Raw genomic sequence first — 23830 nt, forward strand, 5'->3', positions numbered from 1 at the left:
CGATATTTTTTCAAAAAAAGATAGAGTCTTTTTTCAGGGCTACAGCAGAATTTGTTTCATAAAAAAAGCGACCCAATTGGGTCGCTTTTCAAAATGAATTTTCAAGAAATTAATTCTTAACTAATTTTTTGCTAATCGTTTTGTTGTTTTGAGTCACTCTTAAAATATAAACACCCGATTGTAAGTTTTGAGTGCTAATACTAGTGCTGTTTTGTATGGTTTTAGAAAGTACTAATTTTCCTAACATATTGTAAATGTCAACCTGAGATGCTTCTCCGTTTGGCATTGCAATGTTTAGTAAATCTTCCATTGGGTTAGGATAGATTTTAACAGCATTTAGACTGTCGTCTTCAATACTTAAAGATGCATCGTAACACGTCCAAGCAAGGTTTTCAATAATAACACGGTCTGACGATGTTGATTTGTTATTTAATTCTAACGCTACTTCACCTTCAATATTAATGTTTTCAACAGTTATAGTTTGTACCACGTCGCTATAAGCAATTTGCCCAACTACATTTCCGTTTACTACCACATCAAAAGTTCCAGAACCACCACCAAATACACGTTGTGTCGTAACTGTTAATGTTCCGATACCTCCAGTTGTTTTAGGCGCAGTTAAGACACCATTTCTAATGGTGATAACTTTACTTAATTCGATATTCTGATCTATTCTAGCATCTGTAGCAGTCCATACTAAACCATTATCTCCAGTCCAAGTACGTTCTGTGTATGAACTGTCAGGAGCATCTTGAATAGGTGTAAGATTTGTAAATGTTTCTTCTGTACAGTAATCAGAATTTGTGTTTTCGTAACATGTCCAAGCCAGATTATCGATAACGATACGGTCACGATTATCTGAAGTAATATTATTTAATTCTACAGTTACGTTACCCGCAATATTAATGTTTTCAATAGTTGTAGTTTGTTCAAATTCATTGTAAGGAATTTGTCCCACAACCTCACCATTAACAACTAAATCTAGAGTTCCAGATCCACCACCAAAAACGCGTAGTGTTGTTACTGTTAAAGCACCTATACCATTACTAGTCGTTGGAGCGGTTAAAGATCCTGAATTGTTTTTGTCGATTGCTACGGCTTTTGATCCATCAATATTTTGGTCTATTCTAGCTCCAGTTGCAGTCCATTCTAAACCATTATCTCCAGTCCATGTACGATCTGCATATGAGCTGTCATTTACGTCTATAGTTGATGATAGGTTTTCAAAACTTTCAGACGTACAATAATCCATTACAATTTCTCCTGTAGTGGTTGCTGAAATTGATTCTGATACTGCAGAAACATTATTAGACGCATCTTCGGCTGTTATTGTAAACGCATAAGTTGTATCTGCATCTAAATCTGAAATTGTAATTGTATTTGTATACGCTTTTGTTAAGAACGTTCCATCCATGTATACATTGTAAGAGGCAACAGCAATATTGTCTGTAGACGCTGTCCATGTTAATGTTATGCTAGACGCTGTAATATCGCTTGAAGCAAGAGCTGTAGGTACAGTTGGTGCTTCGGTATCGTCTTCAGCGACGTTACCATCCCATAAATTCTGTGCATCTGCACCTCCCCAAATAGCAGTTGCTAAATATGGATTATCGATAAATGGGTTTCTGTTACCTTGGGCGTACGTATTAGATGTGTTTCCGTGGTACGTGTTTCTTTGTTTTTCAAATTCTGAAACAGGATCTTCAATATTCCATTCTAAGAATAAATCAATCATGTCGTCAGGCGTTTGAGCAGCATCACCAAAACCTACATTAGTTGGTAAACAACGCTCACCATATCTAATGTACATGTACATCACGATACGAGCACAGTCGCCTTTCCACTCGTCGCCAGGATACCAGCCACCGTTTGAAAAGTTTGAATTACCACTACCATCTGCAAATTTTAAATTATTACGGTCTGCATTTCTACCAATGTCACTCGGACGTAGCATTTGGGCATCAGATCCAGGACCTTCTGTTCCTAAATTCGGAGTTCCTAAAGATTTTGCATAGATATGCTCACGATTCCACTCGCCTTGATTTCCTCCATTTTTGTTTTTATCTCTACTTCTGTCTGTAGAAATATTGTTATCCGTATCGTCATAACCATACATTAAAAGTACGTTATTACTATTGTCAGGATCAAGATCTGTAACTTTTAACGCTTCCCATACTTCTGGAGTATACGTTAGTTCTTTAACATGTTTTGCAATGGTAACGGCGCTTAAGTCTTCTTTAAGTTCTACGCCGGTTTTAGAAAAGTTTACGGTGTTGTAATATGCTTGTAAGTCTTCAGGTGGATTTATTTGAGCAAAGCCAAATAGTGTTGAAAAGGTTAAGCATACTGATAAGTAAAAGTGTTTCATAGGGTATTATTTAAGTTGTTTTTGATTTGCGCCCAATTTACAAAATAAAAAAAGCTAGTAAAGAAAAATCTCTACTAGCTTTTAAACATTTTTGAATATTATTTATAGTCTTACTTTCTCTTAAGTAACGCCATATAAAATCCGTCAAATCCTGTTTTGTGCGCGTAGATATTTTCGTCGCGCACTAAGGTAAAATCTTTTCCGAACTCCGATGTTAAGAAAGTGTCAACTTGTTGTCTGTTTTCAGATGGTAATACTGAACAAGTTGCATAAACCAACTGTCCTTCAGCTTTTACCATTCTAGAATACGTTTGAAGAATTTCTTGCTGTGTAGCACGAATTCTATCTAAAAACTCCGGTTGTAATTTCCACTTCGCATCTGGATTTCTTCTTAATACACCTAAGCCTGAGCATGGTGCATCAATTAAAACACGATCGGCTTTATCGTATAATTTTTTAATCACTTTAGTCGATTCGATATGGCGAGGTTCAATATTATGAGCTCCATCGCGTTTTGCACGACGTTTTAATTCATGCAATTTGTGAGCATAAATATCTAAGGCTATAATTTGACCTTTGTTTTCCATTAAAGAGGCCAAGTGTAATGTTTTACCACCAGCACCAGCGCATGTATCTACAACACGCATTCCTGGTTCTACTTCTAAGTATTTAGCCACTAATTGAGAAGAGGCATCTTGCACTTCAAAATGTCCGTTTTTAAAACCTTCTGTGGTAAATACGTTAGCACGCTCTTTTAATTTAAGCGCATCAGGATATCCTTTTATAAACTCAGTTTCAATATCCAAGTCAAATAAATCGGCTTGTAATTTGTCTTTAGTAATTTTTAAGGTGTTTGTTCTTAGAACAACATCGGCTTGTTGGTTTAAAGCAGCAATTTCTTTGGTCCAAAGTTCTTCGCCTAGTTCTTTAACACCAATTTCATCCATCCAATCAGGAATAGATTCTTTGAATTTTCTGATTTGAGACAATTCATCAAAACGTCCTTTAATTTTACGTGTTGGTGTGTTTTCAAAATATTTCCAATCTGGTAATTTAATACCTTTTAGAGTGGCCCAAACGGCAAATATTCTCCAAATATTATCTCTGTCGTAAGGCTCTTTTACTTCTGCTATTTCAGCATATAGGCGTTTCCAGCGAACGATCTCGTAAGTCGTTTCGGCTACAAAACCGCGGTCGCGACTTCCCCAGCGTTTATCGCGTTTTAATAATTGTTGAACAACTTTGTCGGCATAAACCCCTTCGTTAAAAATAAGCATTAACCCATCTACTACCGCAAAGCATAAATTTCTATGTAATCGCATTTTGTGTATTTAAGGCCACAAAGGTAAGTTTAATTAATTATTTTTAGCCAAAATTTTAATAAATGAGACTAATAACGAGCCTTTTACTTTTTGTTTTAATCAGTTCTTGCAAACAAGATGTTCCAAAACCTTCCAAAACTTATAAATCTGTCGAAATTCAAGATATATATAACGACTCTTTAAGTATTCGTGCTATCGAGCTAATGGGAGATGGTACCCTGGCTTTTGCAGCCAATAAAGGAACTTACGGACTCTATTTTCCGAAAAAAGAACAATGGGCAACATCTAAGCAATTGTACGATTCTATTCCTTTACATTTTAGAGCGGTTGCACATACATCTAACGATTTTTTTATGTTGAGTATAGAAAATCCTGCGCTCTTATATAAAACGGGCGACGACGGATCTATGAAATTGGTATATAAGGAAGAAGGGGAAGGTGTGTTTTACGACGCCATGACCTTTTGGAACGACACAGATGGTATAGCGGTAGGAGATAAGATAGGTGATTGTATATCTGTAATTATAACCAGAGATGGCGGAGAGACGTGGACTAAATTAGCATGCGACGTATTACCAAAGGCGGTAGAGGGAGAAGGAGCATTTGCTGCGAGTAACACTAATATTAAAGTGTTAGGAGATAAAGCATGGATTGTTACTACAAGTGGCACCATTTATTATACCGAAGATAAAGGAGACTCATGGATTAATATAGACACACCAATGATAAATACAGTGGCTAATCAAGGAATCTTCTCTATAGATTTTTACGATGACCAACACGGATTTGCTGTTGGAGGCGATTATACAAAGCCTACCGTGAATACAAGTAATAAAATGAGAACCGCAGATGGAGGGAAAACATGGGAATTAGTTGCCGATGGCGAATTACCGGGACATAAAAGTTGTGTGCAGTATATGCCAAATAGTGACGCTAAAACATTAGTCTCAGTAAGTAATAGCGGTATAGATTTGTCTAATAATAGTGGAGATTCATGGACGCATATAAGCGATGTGTCATTCTATACCATTCGATTTCTAAATGATTCTACGGCTTATGCTGCCGGAAAAGGTCGAATTTCAAAACTAATATTTAAAAAGTAAGGACCTTTTACAGGTTGTAATTTCCATTTCTAGCACTTTTTTCAGAGTAAAAGGTGCTATTTCTCACAGAAAATGATGCGATTTGCAAAAAAAATCAATTAAAAAACTGTTAAAATTAAGATTTTTAAATGGTCAAATGTCCCTGACTGAGCACTCATTTTTTCACCTACAGTTTTTATTCATTTTGGAAAAAATTAACAATTTTTAGATTTGTAAAATGAGGATGCATCCTAGACAGTATAAGGGAAAAACATCGACGAAGTGATTAATTTATCGGTCAACAAACACTATAGTCTAGGTGTGGGTTTTTATTAAATAACGCGATTAAGATGTCCTTGACGCCTTTTCGAATTTCATTAAAATGACTTTTATGCTGTCTTTTTCTGAATTTATTTTCACGAAATATTGATTATTATTTATATCTTGCAGCGGTATAAGTGACTTAACCTAAATTACATATCTTATTTATACGATAAATTTTTAAATAGTAAAATTATTTTCTTGTCTTCCTACTAAGACGCTTAATTTATAGCTGTTTAAATATTTTTAAAGCGTAATAATTGTCATAATGTATTACCAAATAAATATTTAAATTTATAAATGAGTTAAAAGGAATTAAATTATATATTTATAACATAGTATTAACACAAAAAAAGAGAATTACATAGTGCCTAAAACCATCTAGTAGCTTTAAGCTTATTTTTAACCTGATTTATACTTATTTCCCACCCAAAAGGAATGTAGTAGCTAGAAAAGTTTTAGAAAGATTATTATATCAACCCCAAATCGATAATAAAATGAAAAAATTTAACTTCAGATCATGGCGTGTAGCCATACTATTCCTAGTTTGCGCCTCTTTATTTGTTTCTTGTGCCAAAGACTATGCAGATTTTCGTGTTGCAGCTCCCGAATTAAACATGACAGAATTATCGTTTAAAGACGGTATTAAAGTTGGAGATCGTGTTACTTTTGAAGCTCAGAGAGTTACAGAAGTAGATAGTATTTATGCTAATGAATGGAGTTTAGATGATATCGTGGTATCTGCCGAAAGCTCTTATGAATTTGTTGCTGAAGCTCCAGGAAATTATGTATTATCTTACAGAGCATATAACATCGCAGGAGAATTTAATTTTGAATACGATATTTTAGTAGAAGAATAGACTTGTCTTTAAGAGGGAGGTATATTCTAAGACTATTTAGTATTGCTAAATGGTTTTAAAACTTTTTTTAAACATTATACTTTATACATAAAATTACATTTTAAGCATGAAAAGGCTGGGATATTATATATTCTAGCCTTTTTAATTTTATAAATGTGGCTGGTGTCATTTATGTTAATTCAAATTTTGATTAATATCATATAGAAAAGCGACCGGGGAAAGGTCAGTTTTATTTGCTAACCACTTCTTCTTTCAATGTATCTTCCATGATAGTTGTCATGAATTATATGCGTCTTCCCAATTATATTTGTTGCCACATATTACATACCAATTTCTACTTTATAGTATAGAAAATATTTAAATGAAATGAAATGTGAAATAGATGGTTTGCAATCTGTGTTTTTTGTCTAAATTTGCATTTTTAAATAATAAGGGAAATGGTTGTTGTGTTTAATTTAAACATTAACATTAAAAGAGAATTCGGTGTAAGTCCGAAACTGTCCCGCAGCTGTAAGCTCATAACTGAAGCCTAATTTATGGTCACTTTTCAATAGAAAGGGAAGGCCAGGTGAAAGGAGTAAGTCAGAAGACCTGCCATTTTTTAGTAATTCAAATAGCTTTCGGGGATAAAAGCTGGGATTAGAATCGTTTTATTCTTCTCTTTAGGAGTAACTGTGTCTAGAACCGGTTAGTCTGCCCTCGATTGCCATAAATTAATTGAGGTGAAATTTTCAAAATTGTTATATAAATATATTTTAATTACGTGCGTCACGTGTTCGAGTTCGGTGTCTGTTTATGCACAAGAACAGGATAGTGTTGCCGCTACCTCTTTAAAAGAAGTGGTCTTAAAATATAATATTACACAGCATAAAAAACATGTCTCTCCAGCTCCTGTACAAACCTTGGATGGCGAGACTTTAACGCGATTAAATAGTTTAAATGTAGCCGATGCTATTCGGTTTTTTAGTGGCGTGCAGCTTAAAGATTATGGAGGTGTTGGTGGTATTAAAACCGTGAATATTCGTAGTATGGGCTCGCAACATACAGGTGTGTTTTACGATGGTGTTAAATTAGGGAATGCCCAAAATGGTCAAGTCGATTTGGGTAAATATTCCTTAAGTAACATGGAGCAAGTGAGTTTGTACCAAGGACAACGTACAGATTTAGACCAATCGGCAAATGCGTATGCATCTGCGAATAGCATTTATTTAAAGTCGAAAACACCAGATTTTAATGCTGATAAAAAATACGAGGCCGATGTAACATTTAAAACAGGTTCTTTCGGCCTGGTTAATCCTTCGTTAGCTTTAGATTATAAATTATCCGATAACATCGCTGCACGAGTAAGTGCAGAAATGGTCTCTGCAGACGGCGAATATAAATTTAGATATACCAATGGTAATTACGATACAACAGCAGTTAGAAAAAATGCCGATATAAAATCTTACCGTGTAGAAACAGCTTTGTATGGAAAGCCATCTGAAAGAACGAGTTGGCATGTAAAATACTACCATTTCGATTCCGAACGTGGTTTACCTGGTGCCATTGTCGCAAATCGTTTTAGTAGGCCACAGCGTTTGTGGGATCAGAATAATTTTATTCAAGGGGAATTTAAGCATCAAGTAAACGATTCTTATTTTTTTGTGATTAGAGGAAAATATGCAGACGATCACACCCGTTATGTCGATCCCGAAATTGTATCTCTGGACGGAATTTTAGACAACAGATACAATCAAAAAAAATATTATACTTCAATAGTTAATACCATTAAACTAAAACCTTTCTGGGAAGTGTCTCTGGCCTCAGATTTTGAAGAAAATACTCTCGATGCCAACCTCTATCGTTTTGCGTACCCTAAGCGTTTTTCGATGTTGAATGCCTTAGCGAATAACTTTCATTTTAAACGACTTAATGTGCAACTAAGTGTATTAAGTACAACGGTAAATGAAACTGTTGAGGCTTACGATTCGGCCGACGATCTTCAGGAATTTACCCCTTCAGTATTTGTTAATGTACAGCCTTTTCAGAATTCAGATCTAAGATTACGAGCGTTTTATAAAAACATTTTTAGGATGCCCACGTTTAACGATCTGTACTATACATTTATAGGGAATACATTTTTAAACCCAGAATATTCCGAACAAATCGATTTTGGCTTGTCGTATCAGCATTCAAATCAGAGTACATTTTTTGAAGTCCAAGCCGATGTATATAAAGTATGGATTACCGATAAAATTGTGGCTGTTCCTGGCGCTAATTTATTCCGTTGGACCATGTTAAATCTCGGTAAAGTAGAGACTACAGGTGTGGAAGTCGGATTAAAATCTACCGTTAAATTTTCTCAAGAAATAGATGTTACGGGTATGGTAAATTATGCTTATCAGAAAGCCATTGATGTAACTCCGGGTAGTAATACCTATGGCGATCAAATCCCGTATTTACCACTACATAGTGGTAGTGCAACAGTTATGGGCGCTTATAAGGCATTGCAACTTAATTATAGTTTCATTTATACAGGAGAGCGTTATAGCCAAACGGCAAACATAACATCTAATTATTTGCAACCTTGGTATACTCATGATTTATCGGCGAATTATACGTTCCAATGTTTTAAAAATCCTTTAAAACTAGGTCTAGAGGTTAATAATGTATTCGATCAACAATACGATGTGGTTAAGAATTTCCCAATGCCAGGGCGTTCGTATCGCTTCACACTTAATTATAAACTTTAAAAATTAAATTTTCACTAATGAAAAAGTATCTACTTATTTTGGTTACTGTTGTCTCTGTCTTTTCGTGTAGAACAGACGACGCAATTGTCGCAGATGATGATTCTCAAACACCAGAAGTACCAGATGTAAACACTGTTTTAAAAGGGTTTTACCTTGTAAATGAAGGAAATATGTCTATGAACAAAGCCTCTTTAGATTACATGGATTTTGAAACAGGAGAGTACAAGCACGAGCGCTTTAAAGCTAACAACCCAACCGAAGTTGGTGGATTAGGAGATGTTGCGAACGATATAGGTATTTATGGTTCTAAAATGTATATTGTAGTAAATGCATCGAATAAAGTTGAGGTGTTAGATGTAAATACAGGTGTTAGATTAAAACAAATAAATGTAGATAATTGTCGCTACATAACCTTTTACGAAGGCAAAGCCTATTTAAGTACTTATTTAGGTACTATAGGCGACCCAAATTCTCCATTAGGACAAGTTAACGAAATTGATACCACGAGTTTAACCATAACGCGTAAGGTAGATGTTGGGCGCCAGCCAGAAGAATTGGTGGCCTACGATAACAAAATTTATGTGGCTAATTCCGGAGGTTATAGTCCGCCAGAATACGAATCTACAATTTCTGTAATCGATATTCCAAGCTTTACAGAAACGAAGCGCATTGAAGTGGCTAAGAATTTACACCGCTTAAAAATAGATAGCGAAGGCGATTTATATGTGTCTTCTAGAGGTGATTATTTTGAAACTCCATCTAATCTTTTTGTTGTAGATACTAAAACAGACCAAGTCAAGAAAACTTTCAATTTGGCGGCTAGCAACTTTACCATTCATAACGATATTGCATACATCTACAGTACAGAATTTAGTTACTTAACCGGAGGTTTTGTTATTTCTTATAACATGCTCGATACTAAGACGGAAACTGTTTTAGAGGGCTCGTTTATAGCAGAAGGAAACGAAGATCTTATCCAAACACCATACGGAATTGCTATAAATCCGGATAACGAAGATATTTACATTACAGATGCCAAAGATTACTTTTCTCCAGGTGATTTGTACTGTTTCGATTCGGAAGGCGAATTTAAATGGAAAGTAGAAACCGGAGATATTCCATCGAAAATTCAATTTGTATATCAACCAGAATAATTATTATAAAAAGAAGAAAATGAAAAGATTAAATTTTTTAAAACAAAACAAAGTCGCCTTATTATTTGGGTGCAGTGCTTTATTTTTTGCGTGTTCAAGCGATGATGAAGATCCTATTTTAGCGCCAGAAATAGAACTTTCTGTACCAGATCAAGCGGTTTCAATGACTATGACGGATTCGAAGGTCTTTGAGGCAAGCAATTTAAACGACGATATGTATACAAGCGAATGGATGCTTGGAGATAGTTTGGTATCAACTACAGATACTTACGAATTTATTCCAGAATCATCAGGGAATTACGAACTATCTTATCGTGCATCTAATATTAGTGGCGAGTTTTCTTTCAATTATAATATTACAGTAGATGCTTTTATTCGTCCAGTGTCTTCAGAAAGTACGGCTTACGTTACAGAATTACTTGAGTACTTACCAGCACCGGGACAATTCTTAAACAAGAATGTAGGAAATTTTGAAAGTGCAGAAGGTGTTTTAAATGGAAAAAGCGGATTAGTTACTTTAGGAGCCTGGGGAGGTTCTATAACGTTAGCATTCGACCATACGGTTGTAAATTCTTCCGATTCTAGTGATTTCATTATCTATGGTAACGGTTTCTCTGGCGCAGCAGAACCTGGTATTATTTGGGTTATGCAGGACGAAAATGCAAATGGTATTGCCGATGATACGTGGTATGAAATTAAAGGGTCTGGACATGACTTAGAAGGAACAAAACGTAATTATAGTGTTACTTATTTTAAGCCAGCAAGTGATGAAGATGATGTGTCTTGGGAAAATAATGACGGTGAAACTGGAGTTGTAAAAAAGAACAATTTTCATTCACAGGCGTATTACCCAGAATGGATTACCGAAGATTCTTATACGCTTACAGGAACACTTTTATCTGATGTAAATGTAGATTTAAGTAACCCAACTTTTATAAAGAGTAATTCTTTCGATTATGGGTATGCCGATAATACTGCAGGTGGAGATAACATTGATATTGCAGATGCTATGGACGCAGACGGAGAAGCAGTGTCTCTAACAGGAATCGATTTTATTAAAATCCAAACCGGAGTTCAAGCAGATTTAGGTTGGTTAGGAGAATTATCTACCGAAGTAAAAGGTGTTGCAGATTTAAGTTTATTAGAGTAAGTTCTACACTTAAAATATATTATAAAAGGCTTCAAAATTTTAAATTTTGAAGCCTTTTTTAGTTATTATCCGATTTAGATTTAAGCGATTACATTACTTTTTCTCCTAAATACTTTTGTACTTCGTACACGTTTATACTTTTATTAAATTTCTTACTCACGGAAGGTGTATTTTCACTAGAAATCCAAATTTTTAATTCGGCATCTAAATCAAATGTCCCAGCAGTTTCTAAAGAAAATCTAGAAATACTTTTATAAGGCATGGATCTATATTCTTGTTTGCTCCCTGTAAGCCCTTGCACATCTATTAAAATTAAACGCTTGTTGGTAAACATAAAAGTATCCCGTAATAATTTAAATCCTAATTCTACGTGCTCTCCATTGATAAGTAATCTACTATACTTCTCATTTAATTGTTCAGGAGATACTTCTGAAGCATTTCCTAATATTTTATTGAATATTCCCATTTGTATCTAGTTTCTAATTAAAATGAATCGTAATTGTAACGACTGCTTATTTAAATTTTAATCACAAAGATATTTTGAATAGAAATAAAACGTGTCTTTTTTATAAATAAAAAATAACCGAATCGCTCTTATTGTTAATAATTCGATAGTTTCAACCTTATATTTTTAAAGATTTTTATATGATATGCCTTAGTTTTTGGAAGGTATAAAAACAGTATAATCAATTGGTTTTCTAGCGTTTTTTAGTCTTATAATAGTTATTTTTGAAGGACCATAATATAGGTTGTGTTTTATTGTTTTTCTAGATGTAAATGTTTCTGAAAAGGAAATTACTTACATCGGTATTTATAAATTTAAATAAGGCACTGTCAGGAAATAATAGTTGTAGATGAGACAAGTTGTAATAATTTTGGGGTGTTTACTCTTTGGGGAGGTATTTGTTTATTTTACAGGCATAAAAATGCCTGCTAGTATAATAGGGATGTTAGCGTTAACCGTGTCTTTAGAATTGCGTTGGATTAAATTGGAATGGGTGCGTGGTTTAAGTAATTTTTTAACCAAGAATATGGCCTTCTTTTTCGTGCCACCTGGCGTCGCCATTATGTTATATCTAGATCTTATTAAAGCTTCATTTTGGCCCATAATTGTAGCTTCAACTCTAGCTACAGTAATTGTTTTTGCTTGTACGGGTTGGACGCACCAATTGTTTATGAGACACAAAAAGATCTTCAAGAAAAATAAAACTCCTCAAGCTTAGGGTATGGATACTATTTTAAACTCAGAAATTTTCATTCTTACTTTGACTTTTGTCGCTTATTTTTTAGCTCAAGGGATTCGAAGAAAGACTAAAATGATATTACTTAACCCGGTATTAGTTGCCATTATTTTAATAATAGTTGTGTTAACTATTTTTAAAATCGATTTTGAATCTTACCATCAGGGGAGTAGGATGATCGAATTTTTACTAAAACCAGCCATTGTAGCCTTGGGTGTACCTTTGTATCAGCAATTAGGAAAAATAAAAAAACAAGCGATTCCTATTGTTGTTTCTCAGTTGGTAGGGTGTATTGCAGGTGTGGTGTCTGTTGTATTAATTTCACATGTTCTAGGCGCTCCAAAAGAAATTGTACTGTCTTTAGCTCCAAAATCGGTGACAACACCTATTGCCATGGAGGTGTCTAAAACTTTAGGAGGAATTCCTCCTCTTACCGCTTCGGTGGTGGTATTATTCGGAATTCTAGGGTCTATATTCGGATACGAGATTATGAAAATTACACGTATTAAAAGCACGATTGCTCAAGGAATTTCTATGGGAACAGCGGCTCACGTTTTAGGGGCTTCAAAATCTATGGAAATAAGTGGTAATTTTGGTGCTTTATCTAGTATTGGGTTAATAGTAAATGGTGTGTTTACAGCCTTATTAGCTCCTTATATTATTGCCTTTATGGGAATTTGGATTGATTTCTAGATCTAAAAATAACACGTTTATAAAACTATAATTCAATAAAAAAGGCTCTACAGTTATGTTGTAGAGCCTTATTTATAAGGGTAAAAAATATGTTTAGTTTTTCTTGACGTCTGCTATATAAGCATCTAATTGCTTACCATATTTAGATGCTTTAACCTCTGGAGTTAAAGACGAATTAATAGTATCTAACCATTTCACATTGGCATTGTATATTTCTGATAACGCCAAATACGGAGCTACTTCTGCATCCTTATGGTTTATGGCATAATTAACCGTATATAAATATTTACGTTTTATTAAGTTATTATCTAATTTAGTAATACTATCTAATTTAATAGAATCTTGAGCTTGATTTGCTTGAAATTTAGCTACAACTAAATCTAGTCGTGCATTATTTATTTTAGCATTTAATTGATTGTATTCCTCTAAAAGTTCTTGGTTTTTAGACCCTGAAATTTTAGCATCTACCACAAAGTTTTTAAGCGTACTATTAATATTGATTATACCTTCTTCTGCGAAAAACGGAATGCGCTCATACGATTTATCGTGCTTATTTAATACGAGGTAATAAATTTCAGGAGAATCTACTTGTCCGTGTAATTCAAAACTTTCGTTTCCATTAATAGTTAAAGAGTCTACAGAAATTAAAAGAGAATCGTCTTCTATTTTTTGAAGATAAACAGTTCCTTTTTTTAAGCCTTTAACGTGTGCATTTACAGTTAAATTTCCATGGTCTTTACCACAAGATACTACGATTAATAAAAGGAGTAAAATAGATAGATTTTTCATTTGTATAATTAAATTTTGGTGCGCAAATATCTTATAAATATTTATTAAAAACTAGTTGGTTGCTACGATTTTCATTAACTCCGTACATAGAATCGCACCATAGGTACCCACAACATATCCAAACACGGCTAAAAGGGCGCCAACAGTGGCTAACGATGGATGAAACGCAGCGGCGACAACAGGGGCAGAGGCAGCACCTCCAACATTAGCTTGACTTCCTACAGCTAAGAAAAAATAAGGAGCTTTTATAAGTTTAGCGACTATAATTAGTAATACGGCATGTATTAACATCCAAACTAATCCGATTAATATTAGACCTGGATTCTCGAATATTTTGGTTAAATCCATTTTCATTCCGATAGTTGCTACCAATATATAAATAAAAATACTTCCTATTTTACTAGCGCCTGCACCTTCGTAATTTTTTGCCTTGGTAAAGGATAGTAGAATACCGATAATGGTCGCTATAGTTATTAGCCAGAAAAAACTACTTCCAAAAGAAGATAAAGGGCTTCTAGGATCACTCACAGCTGTGAAATTTGTGGTTAGGAATGCAGAAATTTCTTCAGATCCAAAGTGTGCAATTCCAACTGCGACAAAGGCGAAACCTAAAATCATCATATAATCGGTTAGCGTAGGCACTCGTGTAATTTTATCGCTAAAATTTTGAACTTTGGCTTGTAATTCGTCAATAGCAGTATTATCGGCTTTAAGCCAATTATCTATTTTTTTACGTTTTCCAATGCCTAATAGAATAATGGCCATCCAGATATTCGCAACAACAATATCAACTAAAACCATCCCGCCGTACAGCTCCTGATTGTACTCGTAAATTTCTAACATGGCAGCTTGGTTTGCGCCTCCACCAATCCAGCTTCCTGCTAGAGTAGAGAGACCTCTCCATACTGCATCGAAGCCAGCTCCTCCTACAGTTTCTGGAGAAAATGTTGAAATTAATAATATCGCTATGGGCCCACCAATAATAATTCCTACTGTTCCAGTAAAAAACATAATTAAAGCTTTCCAACCTAAATTAAAAATGGCTTTTAAGTCGATGCTTATAGTCATTAATACCAAAGCCGCTGGTAATAAATAACGACTCGCAATAAAATAGGTTTGTGAGGTATCTGCCGAAATTATATTTAAAGAATTAAATATTGCAGGTATTAAATAACACATTAATAATCCTGGAATATATTTATAAAATGTGGTCCAGAATTTGGATTTTTTTGATTCTGTATAAAAGACTAATCCTAATGATAGCATGAGAATACCAAAAACTATGGCATCGTTAGTGAATAAAGGGGCGTTTTCCATAAAAAATTGTTAAAAGATGCAAAATAACAATTTTAGGCTTCAAAAAGAAAGAGTTTGTTTTAAAGTTTGGCACGATGATTGCATTTTAGTTTGTAATTATTATGATAACAAATATTAGAGTGTGGTTACTTTAATATTGAGAGTAATAATTTTCATATTGGTTGGTTAGTTAGTGAAAAAGCATCTCGAAAGGATGCTTTTTCTTTTGCCTTTTTTTGAAATTATGTATTAAACATCTCATATTCATTACAAAGGATAGCTTTGCCTTATAATAGTTTTGTACATGCAAATTAATGGAGGTAATGCGATTTGAGTTATTTTAACGTCCTTAAATTCTATTGATATTAAAAAATATAGTGCAGCGCCGGATAAAATTTAAATTAATAGCTTTTATTTAAATTTAATTTTTACTTTTGTGGCCTCTAAAGAGTATTTTAGAAGAGGATTAATTAATTTTTTGCATTTAATTGTTGATACTAGATTCCCAAATCTAACATCTTTATATAAAATGCAGCAAGAAACCGATGTTGAGGGACTTCGGTTTTTTTTTGCTCTAATAAATCGTCCTAAACGTTAAACTCATGCGTTTTCCAGTCGGTTTTTTTGTCTTTGGAATTTGGTGTAACCAATGCTGTTGGGTCTTACCTTTCATTATTAGTAAGCTTCCATGTTGTAAAGTGATTTTCTGCTTTAAATTGGTGTCCGTTCGGTGCTTTAAATGAAATACACGTGTCGCGCCAAAAGAAACAGAAGCAATTACAGGATTCGCTCCAAGCTCCTTTTCGTTATCTGCATGCCAGCCAATACTGTCACTTCCGTTTCTGTATAAATTACATAAACAAGTCGTGAATTTATGATGAGTTTCAGATTCAATTTTTGTTTTAATATTCGCAAGCGAATCGGTAAACTTCTGGGGCATCATGGTAATTCCTGAATATGAATACGGCTTTTCATTATTAGCATACAAAGCGGTAAGACGGGGCTGCGGAATCGATTTTCCGAAAATTGTAATATCGTCTTGTTGCCAATCCAACGTGGTTAAAAGGGTGTTGAAATAGGTATCAGCTTCAATAGGATCGAAGAATGCAGGATAGTATATAATTTCTGCATCCTTAATATCTAATAGTATAGGTTCATTATTAAAAAGCATCATATTAAAGTGTTAAATAGGAATATGCCCAATACATTAATACAAATTGCAGTGGTATCCGGGAAATTAAAATCCATTTCGGAATTCCTGCTCCAGTTTTTTCATTTTTAAGCATATAAAAATGAACGAGTAAAAATACTGCTAGCATGGCAATTAACCCATAAATGGCCACAGTTTTTAAAACTGGAATACAAATAGCAATCCCTAGTGCGATTTCAAAAACACCACTTAGAGCAACCATTGCTTTATGATTTGGAATATAGTCAGGCATAATTCTTAAATATGTTTTTGGGTTTACAAAATGTAAAATACCAGCCACAATATAAAGTAAAGCCATAAAATATAAATGCCAAGGATACAACATAGGAGAAAAATATTTTATCTAAATTAGCCTTTAATGTCGATGCTATGAAATTTAAAATTACCTTTTTCTGTTTTCTTATTAGTTTTTATGCGTTTTCGCAGTTACCTAAAGGCTTCGTGTACGTACAAGATGTTGTGCCAAGCATTCAGTTAGAATTGCGATATTGTACAGATTATAACTTTGTAGGTCAGCCTATTTACGGCTATAATAATGCTGTGGGAATTGTAACGAGTGAAACGGCTAATGCTTTAAAAAAGGTGCAAACGGAATTGGAAACTCAGAATTTATCTCTTAAGATTTATGATGCTTACCGCCCTCAAGAAGCAGTGAATCATTTTATAACTTGGGCAAAGCATATAAATGATACGTTAATGAAACCTCATTTTTATCCGGATGTTAATAAACGTGATTTATTTAAAGATGGCTATATCGCATCAAAATCTAGGCACAGCAGTGGGAGCACAGTCGATTTAACTATTGTGAATGCAGAAACGGGCGAACATTTAGACATGGGATCTCCATTCGACTTTTTTGGAGAGCCATCTTGGGTAGCCTATGCTAATTTGACTGAAGTACAAAAACACAACAGAATGTTGCTACAACGGGTTATGCAAAAACACGGGTTTAGAAGCTATAGTAAAGAGTGGTGGCACTTTACTCTAAGAAACGAGCCGTTTAAAAATCAGTATTTTAATTTTCCTGTAGAATAAAAGTTGGGATTAATACCAACGTTTCTTTTTCTTCTTAGAAGCCTCAGATTTTCTACCTTTTTTATTCTTGCTTCCACCTTGTTTTTTATGCACCTCTGGTTTGGCCTTAGGGTCTAATAAATAAGGATGGTCTTGTTCTACCGCTATTTCTTTTTGAATTAACTGTTGAATGGTTTTTATATATAATTTTTCGTCTGCCGAACAGAAGGAATAAGACATTCCTAAATGTCCTGCACGTCCGGTACGACCAATACGATGTACATAGGTTTCAGGAATATTTGGAATATCGAAATTTATAACCGTATCTAATTCGTCTATATCTATACCACGAGCGGCAACGTCTGTTGCAATTAGAATATTCGAATCACCATTTTTAAAATTAGCTAAAGCGGCTTGTCTGTCTGCTTGAGTTTTATCGCCGTGAAAGCTTTCAACTTTATAACCATTTTTAGTTAACGTTTGTTCTAATTTATCGACTCCAAATTTTGTGCGTCTAAAAATTAGCATATTTCCTTTAATGGTGTTTCGTAGTAAATGCAAACACAATTCTATTTTCTTAGGTTTTGGAACATAAAATAAGAGTTGAGATACACTTTTTGCGGCAGAAGATGTTGGAGACACCTCAATACGTTCAGGATCTTTTAAAATTGTTTTAGCCAGTTGTTCCACCTTAAATGGCATGGTTGCAGAAAACAATAAAATTTGCTTGTCTTTAGAACACAGACGTTCAATTTTCTTAACATCGTCTATAAATCCCATGTCTAACATTAAGTCAGCTTCGTCTAAGACTAACGTTTCAACAAAATCTAAATTCACAACATCTTGTTTATGTAAATCGAGCAAACGTCCAGGTGTAGCGATTAGAATGTCGACACCTTTTTTTAGAATAGCAATTTGAGGTTCTATAGCCGTTCCTCCAAAAACAACCGCACTGCTTAAATTAGTGTATTTGCTATACTTATTAAAGTTTTCCTCAATTTGTATGGCTAGTTCACGTGTCGGACTTATAATTAGAGCCTTAATTTTCTTACCACGTTTTGGCGCATCTTGATTATCGAAAAATAATTGAAGAATTGGTAATGCAAAAGCAGCTGTTTTTCCTGTACCAGTTTGTGCTGAAGCAATAACATCCTTCCTTTGTAAAACAAAAGGAATGGTTTTTTCTTGAATCAGAGTTGGTTCGTTATAACCAGATTCGGCAATAGCCCGTAAAAGCGGTCTGTTAAGTTGTAAGTCTTTAAACGACATGATATAAATAAATAAGATTGGGACAAAGATAGTGTAAAAGCCAACAGTATTAACCACTTTGTGTTTTTACCTCTAAGGTTTAAGTATTAATAAAAGGCATTCACGTATTTTTCGGTAGATTTTTTCAAACTTTCAGAAAGTCCTTTTAACCAAAGCAGTTGGTTGTAAATTAAATGGGCTTCCTGCAAATCGTTAAGCATGCTTTTATCTATAATTTTCTTCCCTTTTTCAATTTCCTTGTTTCGCTTTTTTGATAACTTTTGAAAGTTGAGTAGGAGCTTGTCTTCTGCGTCAGAAATATCTGCTCCAGGATGTAGAGGTTTTATCTCGTCTTTATGCAATAAGGCAAAGGTGTAATCTAAATTGTTTTTAATATGGTTGATAAATACATCAAACTGCTCTGAAGCTTCTCGCGTTTTGTGGTGCTGAATAAAACTTCCTAAAGACGCTACTGCCGCTAAAAATGTATGATTTAAAGTCACAATTTTATAGATTAAATCCAATTCGATTTGCTTCGATTTTGGATCTTGTGTCATGCGTTGGAATGCAGCGTTTAAGTTCCCAACCGCTAAAAACGCTTCTTTTCTAGAGAGTTTGTAATTAAGATTATCTCTATTTCTATTATGCGATAAATCTTGGGTTGCTAACAAGTAAATGGTACTATTTTTAACTACCGATTCAATTACCTCGTTTAGGTTTTTATACTCCCAATTAGGCCATAAAAAATAGGTGGTGCACAGCGAAATTAAAGCCCCTATAAGGGTATCAATCACTCTAAATTTTATTACCGTCATCGCATTTGGATCAAGTAATGCGTATACAAATATGATGTAGGTAGTAATAAATGTAGCGCCAACTCTATAGTTTTGCTGAATTAAAGAAAACGCAAATGTTAATGATAATGCGGCTAATATGGCGTAGACAATAGTATTGGTTGTAAGCATAATTATCGCAATGGCGAAAACCGCACCAATTAAGGTCCCTATAATTCTGTTTTTGGTACGCTCCTTTGTCAATCCATAATTTGGGCGCATAATAACTATTACGGTTAGCATAATCCAATAGGCATTTCTAATTTCGAAAAACTCACCAAACAGAAAGGCTGCTAGCATAGATATCATTAAACGTAAGGTATGTCTGAAAATAGGAGATTTAAAACTCATATTTTCTACATATATGGTAGGAGAATATTCCTGATGTGTGATGAACTGAATGGCCTCTGTATCTTGTAATTTTAAGCTAGAAGCATTTTTCACATTCGCCATGACCCGTCTTATTGAACGAATTTCATAGAGTAATTTTTCTTGATAATCGTATAAATTATGAAGCATCATAGCGCCTTCCCTTGCTTTAGGAAGTTGTACATCGTCTACATAATGTTTTATCCCTTTCGAGGCTTTATTTAAAGCTTTAAGAAGTTTGTTTTTAGTGGGTATTTTATTCCCTTTTATTACCGATTCTGATAACATTATTAGGTGATTACCCATCACAAAATTTAAATTTTTGAAGGGTTTTAAATGCTGTTTACGTTCGCTAAAATGGGTGTCAATTTTGGTATAATCCAGATTGTTTGCTAATGCCAGTTCAAATATATCGACTAGAGAAATAAAAATAAGTAGACGCTTTTCGTCGAAGTGAGAACGTCCAGAACGTTTACGTTCTGTTAGTAACATTTCTCTTAAGGTTTCATGCTTTTCGCTAATTTGCGTTTGAAGCAAAAACAGTTCATTTTGGAGTTTTGTTCTGTTGTTCTTTTTGGTTATTAGTTTAGCGCGAACTTTAAGATATTTACCTGTTAAAAGTAAGGTTTCCGAAATAACTTGGTCCTCATCTTTTTTAGGGATTAACCTATTTACTAATAAGGTGTACAGTAAATACCAAAGTCCACCACAAGCAATTAAGGCACTATGAATTAAAATTTGTGAAGGCGTGTCGTAATGCACACCCAAACCAATAACCATAGCTAATAAACCTGAGAAAGCTATTAAAGAGCCTCTAAATCCGTATGCAGATAGTAGCGATATTAAGAAGGTTAATAGGGGAATAAAAACAATTAATAGGTAAAAGTAGGGTTTTGCAAATAGTATAATGCAAGTTGTTGTCGCTGTAAGCAAGATACTTAGTAATGTCCCATTTATTTTACGTTTTAAACTTCCTGGGATATCGCTAGGTGCGTTTAAAAAAACACCAATAGCTATAGAAGGTGCATAAGAGAATATACCAAGAAAATAGAATAAAACTAGAGGAATTAAAATGGAGGTCGTAAGTATTACTCCCCTATAAAAGTGAGAGCCTTTAAAGAATAATTCGATCGATTTTAAATTGTCTTTTATCATGAGCTAGCTTCACAGTAAAGATAATCTAAAAGTCTTAATTGGGATAAATATTAATTAATGTTTTACGTATTCAATTTTACGAAAACGTAGGGCATTCCAGTCCGAATTAAGTTCGATTTGGCGGATGGGTTGTAGCCTGTAATCCATAATTTCGTCCCAAGCTTCATCATTGTATAACTCAATAATATGAGACTTAGATGTTTTATTCGGGTAAGCAATCCAAAGCATAGAGTCGTCCGTAAGTTTCGGAAAAAGCGTGAGCATTTGGTCTACAAGCTCTTTTTTAGAGGTGATAAATAACAAGGCACAAGAGACGCTAGAAGTCTTTAACAGCGACCCTAAAACATTACAATCTAATTGGCCCACAAGAGCCGTGAATTCTTTAGGTTCGTTTAACACAAGTATTTCGTTGTGTTTATGAAGTTTTAATTTCTGAATAATAGTTTTCATAACTTTAATGTGCTGATTGTTTTAAAGTTAATGAAAATATAGGTGATAGCCTAAAGAATTTTAATACGGTCTAATTCTATTATCTCTTATCTATGTGTGGTGATTTTTCAGGAATAACTTTGGTTACAAAGTGTTTACTATCTCCCCAAATAAAGAAGGTTCTATAACGTTCTGTATATTCTAATTTCACGTATTGACCTTGTAACTCGTTTAATTGTTCGATAACTTCTTGATCGTCGTCCATTATAGAAAAAGAAAAAATTTGAGCCCCGCTAATACCTTGACTAATTTCGCCTTCCCAGGTTTTAAAAACCACACCTTTCTGACTCACTTTTATAAGTTCTCCAGCACGTGTCCCTGTACTATAAGGCACGTAATAAACAAAGGCCATATAGGCACCAATAAGTATTCCTAAGCCTAAAAGAACAAGAAATATCGTTTTTTTTATCATAACTATTGTGTGTAATAATAGGGCGTGAAATTAATATAAATTTTATAAAATAGAACGGAATTATTAAAAAAGTGACTATTAATGCTACTTGTTTTAAAAACAAAAAAAATCCGTCACCTTGTTTTATAAGGTAACGGATTTTATAAGTATGCTAGTCGATTAATTATTTAATCATACTATAACTACGTTTTATGAATTTAGTTAATTCTTCTCCTTTTAATAAACCTTGAGATAAACGAGCTAAATCTAAACTTTGTGTAATTAAACGTTTTTGGTCGTCTCCAGCTTCTGTATTTAATATCTCAGATACTAAAGGCGCGTTTGTATTAACAATAAGATTGTACATTTCTGGCATAGAACCAAACATGTTCATACCGCCACCACCAGTTTGTTGCATCTCTTTCATACGACGCATAAATTCTGGTTGCGTGATAATAAATGGTGAAGCATCACTATCAGACGTTTCTAATTGTACCATAAATTTATCTGCAGGAATCGCTTCTTTTAGAATCTCTTCTAATTTCTTCTTTTCGTCGTCACTTAATTTAGAAATCTGAGTTTCTTCTTTCTTAATTAAATTATTAATATGATCTGCATCGACTCTAGAGAACGTAATGTTTTCTTTAGAACCTTCTAATTTTTGCATTAAATGCGATACAATAGGAGAGTCTAATAAAAGTACTTCGTAACCTTTAGCTTTTGCATCTTCAATATAGCTATGCTGTGCATCTTTATCTGAAGCATATAAAATAACTAACTTACCATCTTTATCGGTTTGGTTCGCTTTTATTTTTTCAGAAAGCTCTTCGTAAGTGTAAAATGCTCCATCTACCGTTGGGTATAAAGCGAATGCATCTGCTTTGTCGAAGAATTTATCTTCAGAAAGCATTCCGTATTCAATTACAATTTTAATATCGTTCCATTTCGCTTCAAAATCTTCACGATTTTCATTGAATAACGATTTTAATTTATCTGCTACTTTTCTAGTAATGTAAGACGAAATTTTCTTAACAGCACCGTCTGCTTGTAAGTAACTACGAGATACGTTTAGCGGAATGTCTGGAGAATCGATAACACCTCTTAACATGGTTAAGAATTCAGGAACAATACCTTCTACATTATCTGTAACGAACACTTGGTTTTGGTACAATTGGATTTTATCCTTTTGCGCTCCCATATCGTTAGTCATCTTAGGGAAGTATAAAATTCCGGTAAGATTAAACGGATAATCTACATTTAAATGAATGTGGAATAACGGCTCTTCGAATTGCATTGGATATAACTCGCGGTAGAAATTCTGATAATCTTCAGTTTCTAAATCTGCCGGTTGTTTTGTCCACGCTGGATTCGGGTTGTTTATAATGTTATCGACAGTAATTTTACGTTGAGGCTCTTTAGTTTCCTTTCCGTCTTTATCTGTGATAGTCGCAGGCTCGTGTTCTGGATCATTAATTTCTTTAGTACCAAATTTAATAGGCACAGGCATAAATTTGTTGTACTTAGAAAGTAAACTGCTAATACGCGCTTCTTCTAGGAATTCTGTAGAATCTTCAGCAATATGAAGAATAATTTCTGTTCCTCTATCTGTTTTGTCTGATGCTTCTAAAGTAAATTCTGGAGATCCGTCGCAAATCCAATGTGCTGCAGGTTCGTCTTTGAAAGATTTTGTAATGATTTCAACTTTCTCTGCCACCATAAATGCAGAGTAGAAACCTAATCCGAAATGTCCGATAATTCCAGAGTCTTTAGCAGAATCTTTATATTTGTCTAAAAATTCTTCAGCGCCAGAAAAAGCAACTTGGTTGATGTATTTTTCAACCTCTTCTGCAGTCATCCCTAAACCTTGATCGATAATATGAAGTTTTTTACCTTCTTTATCTATTTTTACTTCAAGTTTTGGATTTCCGTACTCTACACTAGTCTCACCAATTGTTGTTAGGTGTTTAAGTTTTAAAGTTGCATCGGTTCCATTACTAATTAATTCACGTAAAAAGATTTCGTGATCACTATATAGGAACTTTTTAATTAATGGAAAGATATTTTCTACCGAAACATTAATGCTTCCTTTTGCCATAATACGTAAGTTTTTAAA

20 protein-coding genes and 1 riboswitch are annotated in these 23830 nt (G+C 34.1%); of the genes, 8 read left to right on the top strand and 12 right to left on the bottom strand.

From position 1 onward, the window contains the following. Positions 1–109 precede the first annotated feature (109 nt). Entirely contained in the window at positions 110–2368 is a 2259-nt protein-coding gene (locus ACKC83_RS09570; protein ID WP_434035332.1) for an endonuclease, read from the bottom strand. A gap of 110 nt (positions 2369–2478) precedes the next feature. Next, entirely contained in the window at positions 2479–3690 is a 1212-nt protein-coding gene (locus ACKC83_RS09575) for an RsmB/NOP family class I SAM-dependent RNA methyltransferase (RefSeq protein WP_434035333.1), read from the bottom strand. A 62-nt stretch (positions 3691–3752) separates the two neighbouring features. Between ACKC83_RS09575 and ACKC83_RS09580 the strand changes: the two genes are divergently transcribed. The 5 genes from ACKC83_RS09580 to ACKC83_RS09600 all read left to right on the top strand — a co-directional run bounded on the left by ACKC83_RS09580 (position 3753) and on the right by ACKC83_RS09600 (position 10989). Continuing rightward, positions 3753–4793, top strand: coding sequence for a WD40/YVTN/BNR-like repeat-containing protein (locus ACKC83_RS09580; RefSeq protein WP_434035334.1), 1041 nt, complete (start codon positions 3753–3755; stop codon positions 4791–4793). 797 nt (positions 4794–5590) lie between these two features. Beyond that, a complete protein-coding gene (locus ACKC83_RS09585; protein WP_414037276.1) occupies positions 5591–5953 on the top strand; it encodes a hypothetical protein in 363 nt (120 codons plus the stop codon). A 421-nt stretch (positions 5954–6374) separates the two neighbouring features. Beyond that, positions 6375–6566, top strand: a riboswitch (cobalamin riboswitch). Positions 6567–6675: 109 nt separating this feature from the next. Next, entirely contained in the window at positions 6676–8685 is a 2010-nt protein-coding gene (locus ACKC83_RS09590) for a TonB-dependent receptor (protein ID WP_434035335.1), read from the top strand. A gap of 17 nt (positions 8686–8702) precedes the next feature. Continuing rightward, complete coding sequence (locus ACKC83_RS09595; RefSeq protein WP_434035336.1) at positions 8703–9839, top strand: YncE family protein; 1137 nt, start codon at positions 8703–8705, stop codon at positions 9837–9839. A gap of 19 nt (positions 9840–9858) precedes the next feature. Further along, positions 9859–10989 carry a hypothetical protein gene (locus ACKC83_RS09600; protein ID WP_434035337.1) on the top strand — a complete coding sequence of 377 codons (1131 nt, stop codon included), beginning with the start codon at positions 9859–9861 and terminating at the stop codon, positions 10987–10989. Between the two features lie 88 nt (positions 10990–11077). Here the strand turns inward: ACKC83_RS09600 and ACKC83_RS09605 are convergent, their stop codons facing one another. Next, positions 11078–11455, bottom strand: coding sequence for a PH domain-containing protein (locus tag ACKC83_RS09605; protein ID WP_414037272.1), 378 nt, complete (start codon positions 11453–11455; stop codon positions 11078–11080). A 388-nt stretch (positions 11456–11843) separates the two neighbouring features. On the opposite strand from ACKC83_RS09605, the gene ACKC83_RS09610 reads away from it, so the two are divergent. Both ACKC83_RS09610 and ACKC83_RS09615 read left to right on the top strand, forming a co-directional pair. After that, positions 11844–12212, top strand: a complete 369-nt coding sequence (locus ACKC83_RS09610) for a CidA/LrgA family protein (protein ID WP_434035338.1) — start codon at positions 11844–11846, stop codon at positions 12210–12212. Positions 12213–12215: 3 nt separating this feature from the next. Then, positions 12216–12923, top strand: a complete 708-nt coding sequence (locus ACKC83_RS09615; protein ID WP_434035339.1) for an LrgB family protein — start codon at positions 12216–12218, stop codon at positions 12921–12923. Between the two features lie 93 nt (positions 12924–13016). Here ACKC83_RS09615 and ACKC83_RS09620 read toward each other — a convergent pair whose 3' ends face one another. The 4 genes from ACKC83_RS09620 to ACKC83_RS09635 all read right to left on the bottom strand — a co-directional run bounded on the left by ACKC83_RS09620 (position 13017) and on the right by ACKC83_RS09635 (position 16543). Next, positions 13017–13712 carry a DUF4369 domain-containing protein gene (locus ACKC83_RS09620; RefSeq protein WP_434035340.1) on the bottom strand — a complete coding sequence of 232 codons (696 nt, stop codon included), beginning with the start codon at positions 13710–13712 and terminating at the stop codon, positions 13017–13019. A 51-nt stretch (positions 13713–13763) separates the two neighbouring features. Then, on the bottom strand, positions 13764–15029 hold the full coding sequence (locus tag ACKC83_RS09625) for a DUF819 domain-containing protein (protein WP_434035341.1): 1266 nt from the start codon (positions 15027–15029) through the stop codon (positions 13764–13766). A 553-nt stretch (positions 15030–15582) separates the two neighbouring features. Then, positions 15583–16182, bottom strand: a complete 600-nt coding sequence (locus ACKC83_RS09630) for an alpha-ketoglutarate-dependent dioxygenase AlkB family protein (protein WP_434035342.1) — start codon at positions 16180–16182, stop codon at positions 15583–15585. A gap of 1 nt (position 16183) precedes the next feature. Further along, positions 16184–16543 (bottom strand): DoxX family protein, encoded by a 360-nt coding sequence (locus ACKC83_RS09635; RefSeq protein ID WP_414037266.1) that lies wholly within the window; start codon positions 16541–16543, stop codon positions 16184–16186. A gap of 44 nt (positions 16544–16587) precedes the next feature. Between ACKC83_RS09635 and ACKC83_RS09640 the strand changes: the two genes are divergently transcribed. Continuing rightward, positions 16588–17253 carry a M15 family metallopeptidase gene (locus ACKC83_RS09640; RefSeq protein ID WP_434035343.1) on the top strand — a complete coding sequence of 222 codons (666 nt, stop codon included), beginning with the start codon at positions 16588–16590 and terminating at the stop codon, positions 17251–17253. Between the two features lie 9 nt (positions 17254–17262). Here the strand turns inward: ACKC83_RS09640 and ACKC83_RS09645 are convergent, their stop codons facing one another. The 5 genes from ACKC83_RS09645 to htpG all read right to left on the bottom strand — a co-directional run bounded on the left by ACKC83_RS09645 (position 17263) and on the right by htpG (position 23812). Beyond that, positions 17263–18501 (bottom strand): DEAD/DEAH box helicase, encoded by a 1239-nt coding sequence (locus ACKC83_RS09645; protein WP_434035344.1) that lies wholly within the window; start codon positions 18499–18501, stop codon positions 17263–17265. Positions 18502–18587: 86 nt separating this feature from the next. Further along, entirely contained in the window at positions 18588–20837 is a 2250-nt protein-coding gene (locus tag ACKC83_RS09650) for an FUSC family protein (protein ID WP_414037263.1), read from the bottom strand. A 54-nt stretch (positions 20838–20891) separates the two neighbouring features. Continuing rightward, entirely contained in the window at positions 20892–21287 is a 396-nt protein-coding gene (locus ACKC83_RS09655; protein ID WP_434035345.1) for a hypothetical protein, read from the bottom strand. 79 nt (positions 21288–21366) lie between these two features. Beyond that, positions 21367–21735, bottom strand: coding sequence for a 6-phosphogluconate dehydrogenase (locus ACKC83_RS09660; RefSeq protein ID WP_414037353.1), 369 nt, complete (start codon positions 21733–21735; stop codon positions 21367–21369). 166 nt (positions 21736–21901) lie between these two features. Then, positions 21902–23812 (bottom strand): molecular chaperone HtpG, encoded by a 1911-nt coding sequence (gene htpG, locus ACKC83_RS09665; RefSeq protein ID WP_414037261.1) that lies wholly within the window; start codon positions 23810–23812, stop codon positions 21902–21904. Between the last annotated feature and the right edge of the window lie 18 nt (positions 23813–23830).

Source organism: Formosa bonchosmolovskayae (genome assembly GCF_051016085.1).
Classification (GTDB): Bacteria; Bacteroidota; Bacteroidia; order Flavobacteriales; family Flavobacteriaceae; genus Formosa.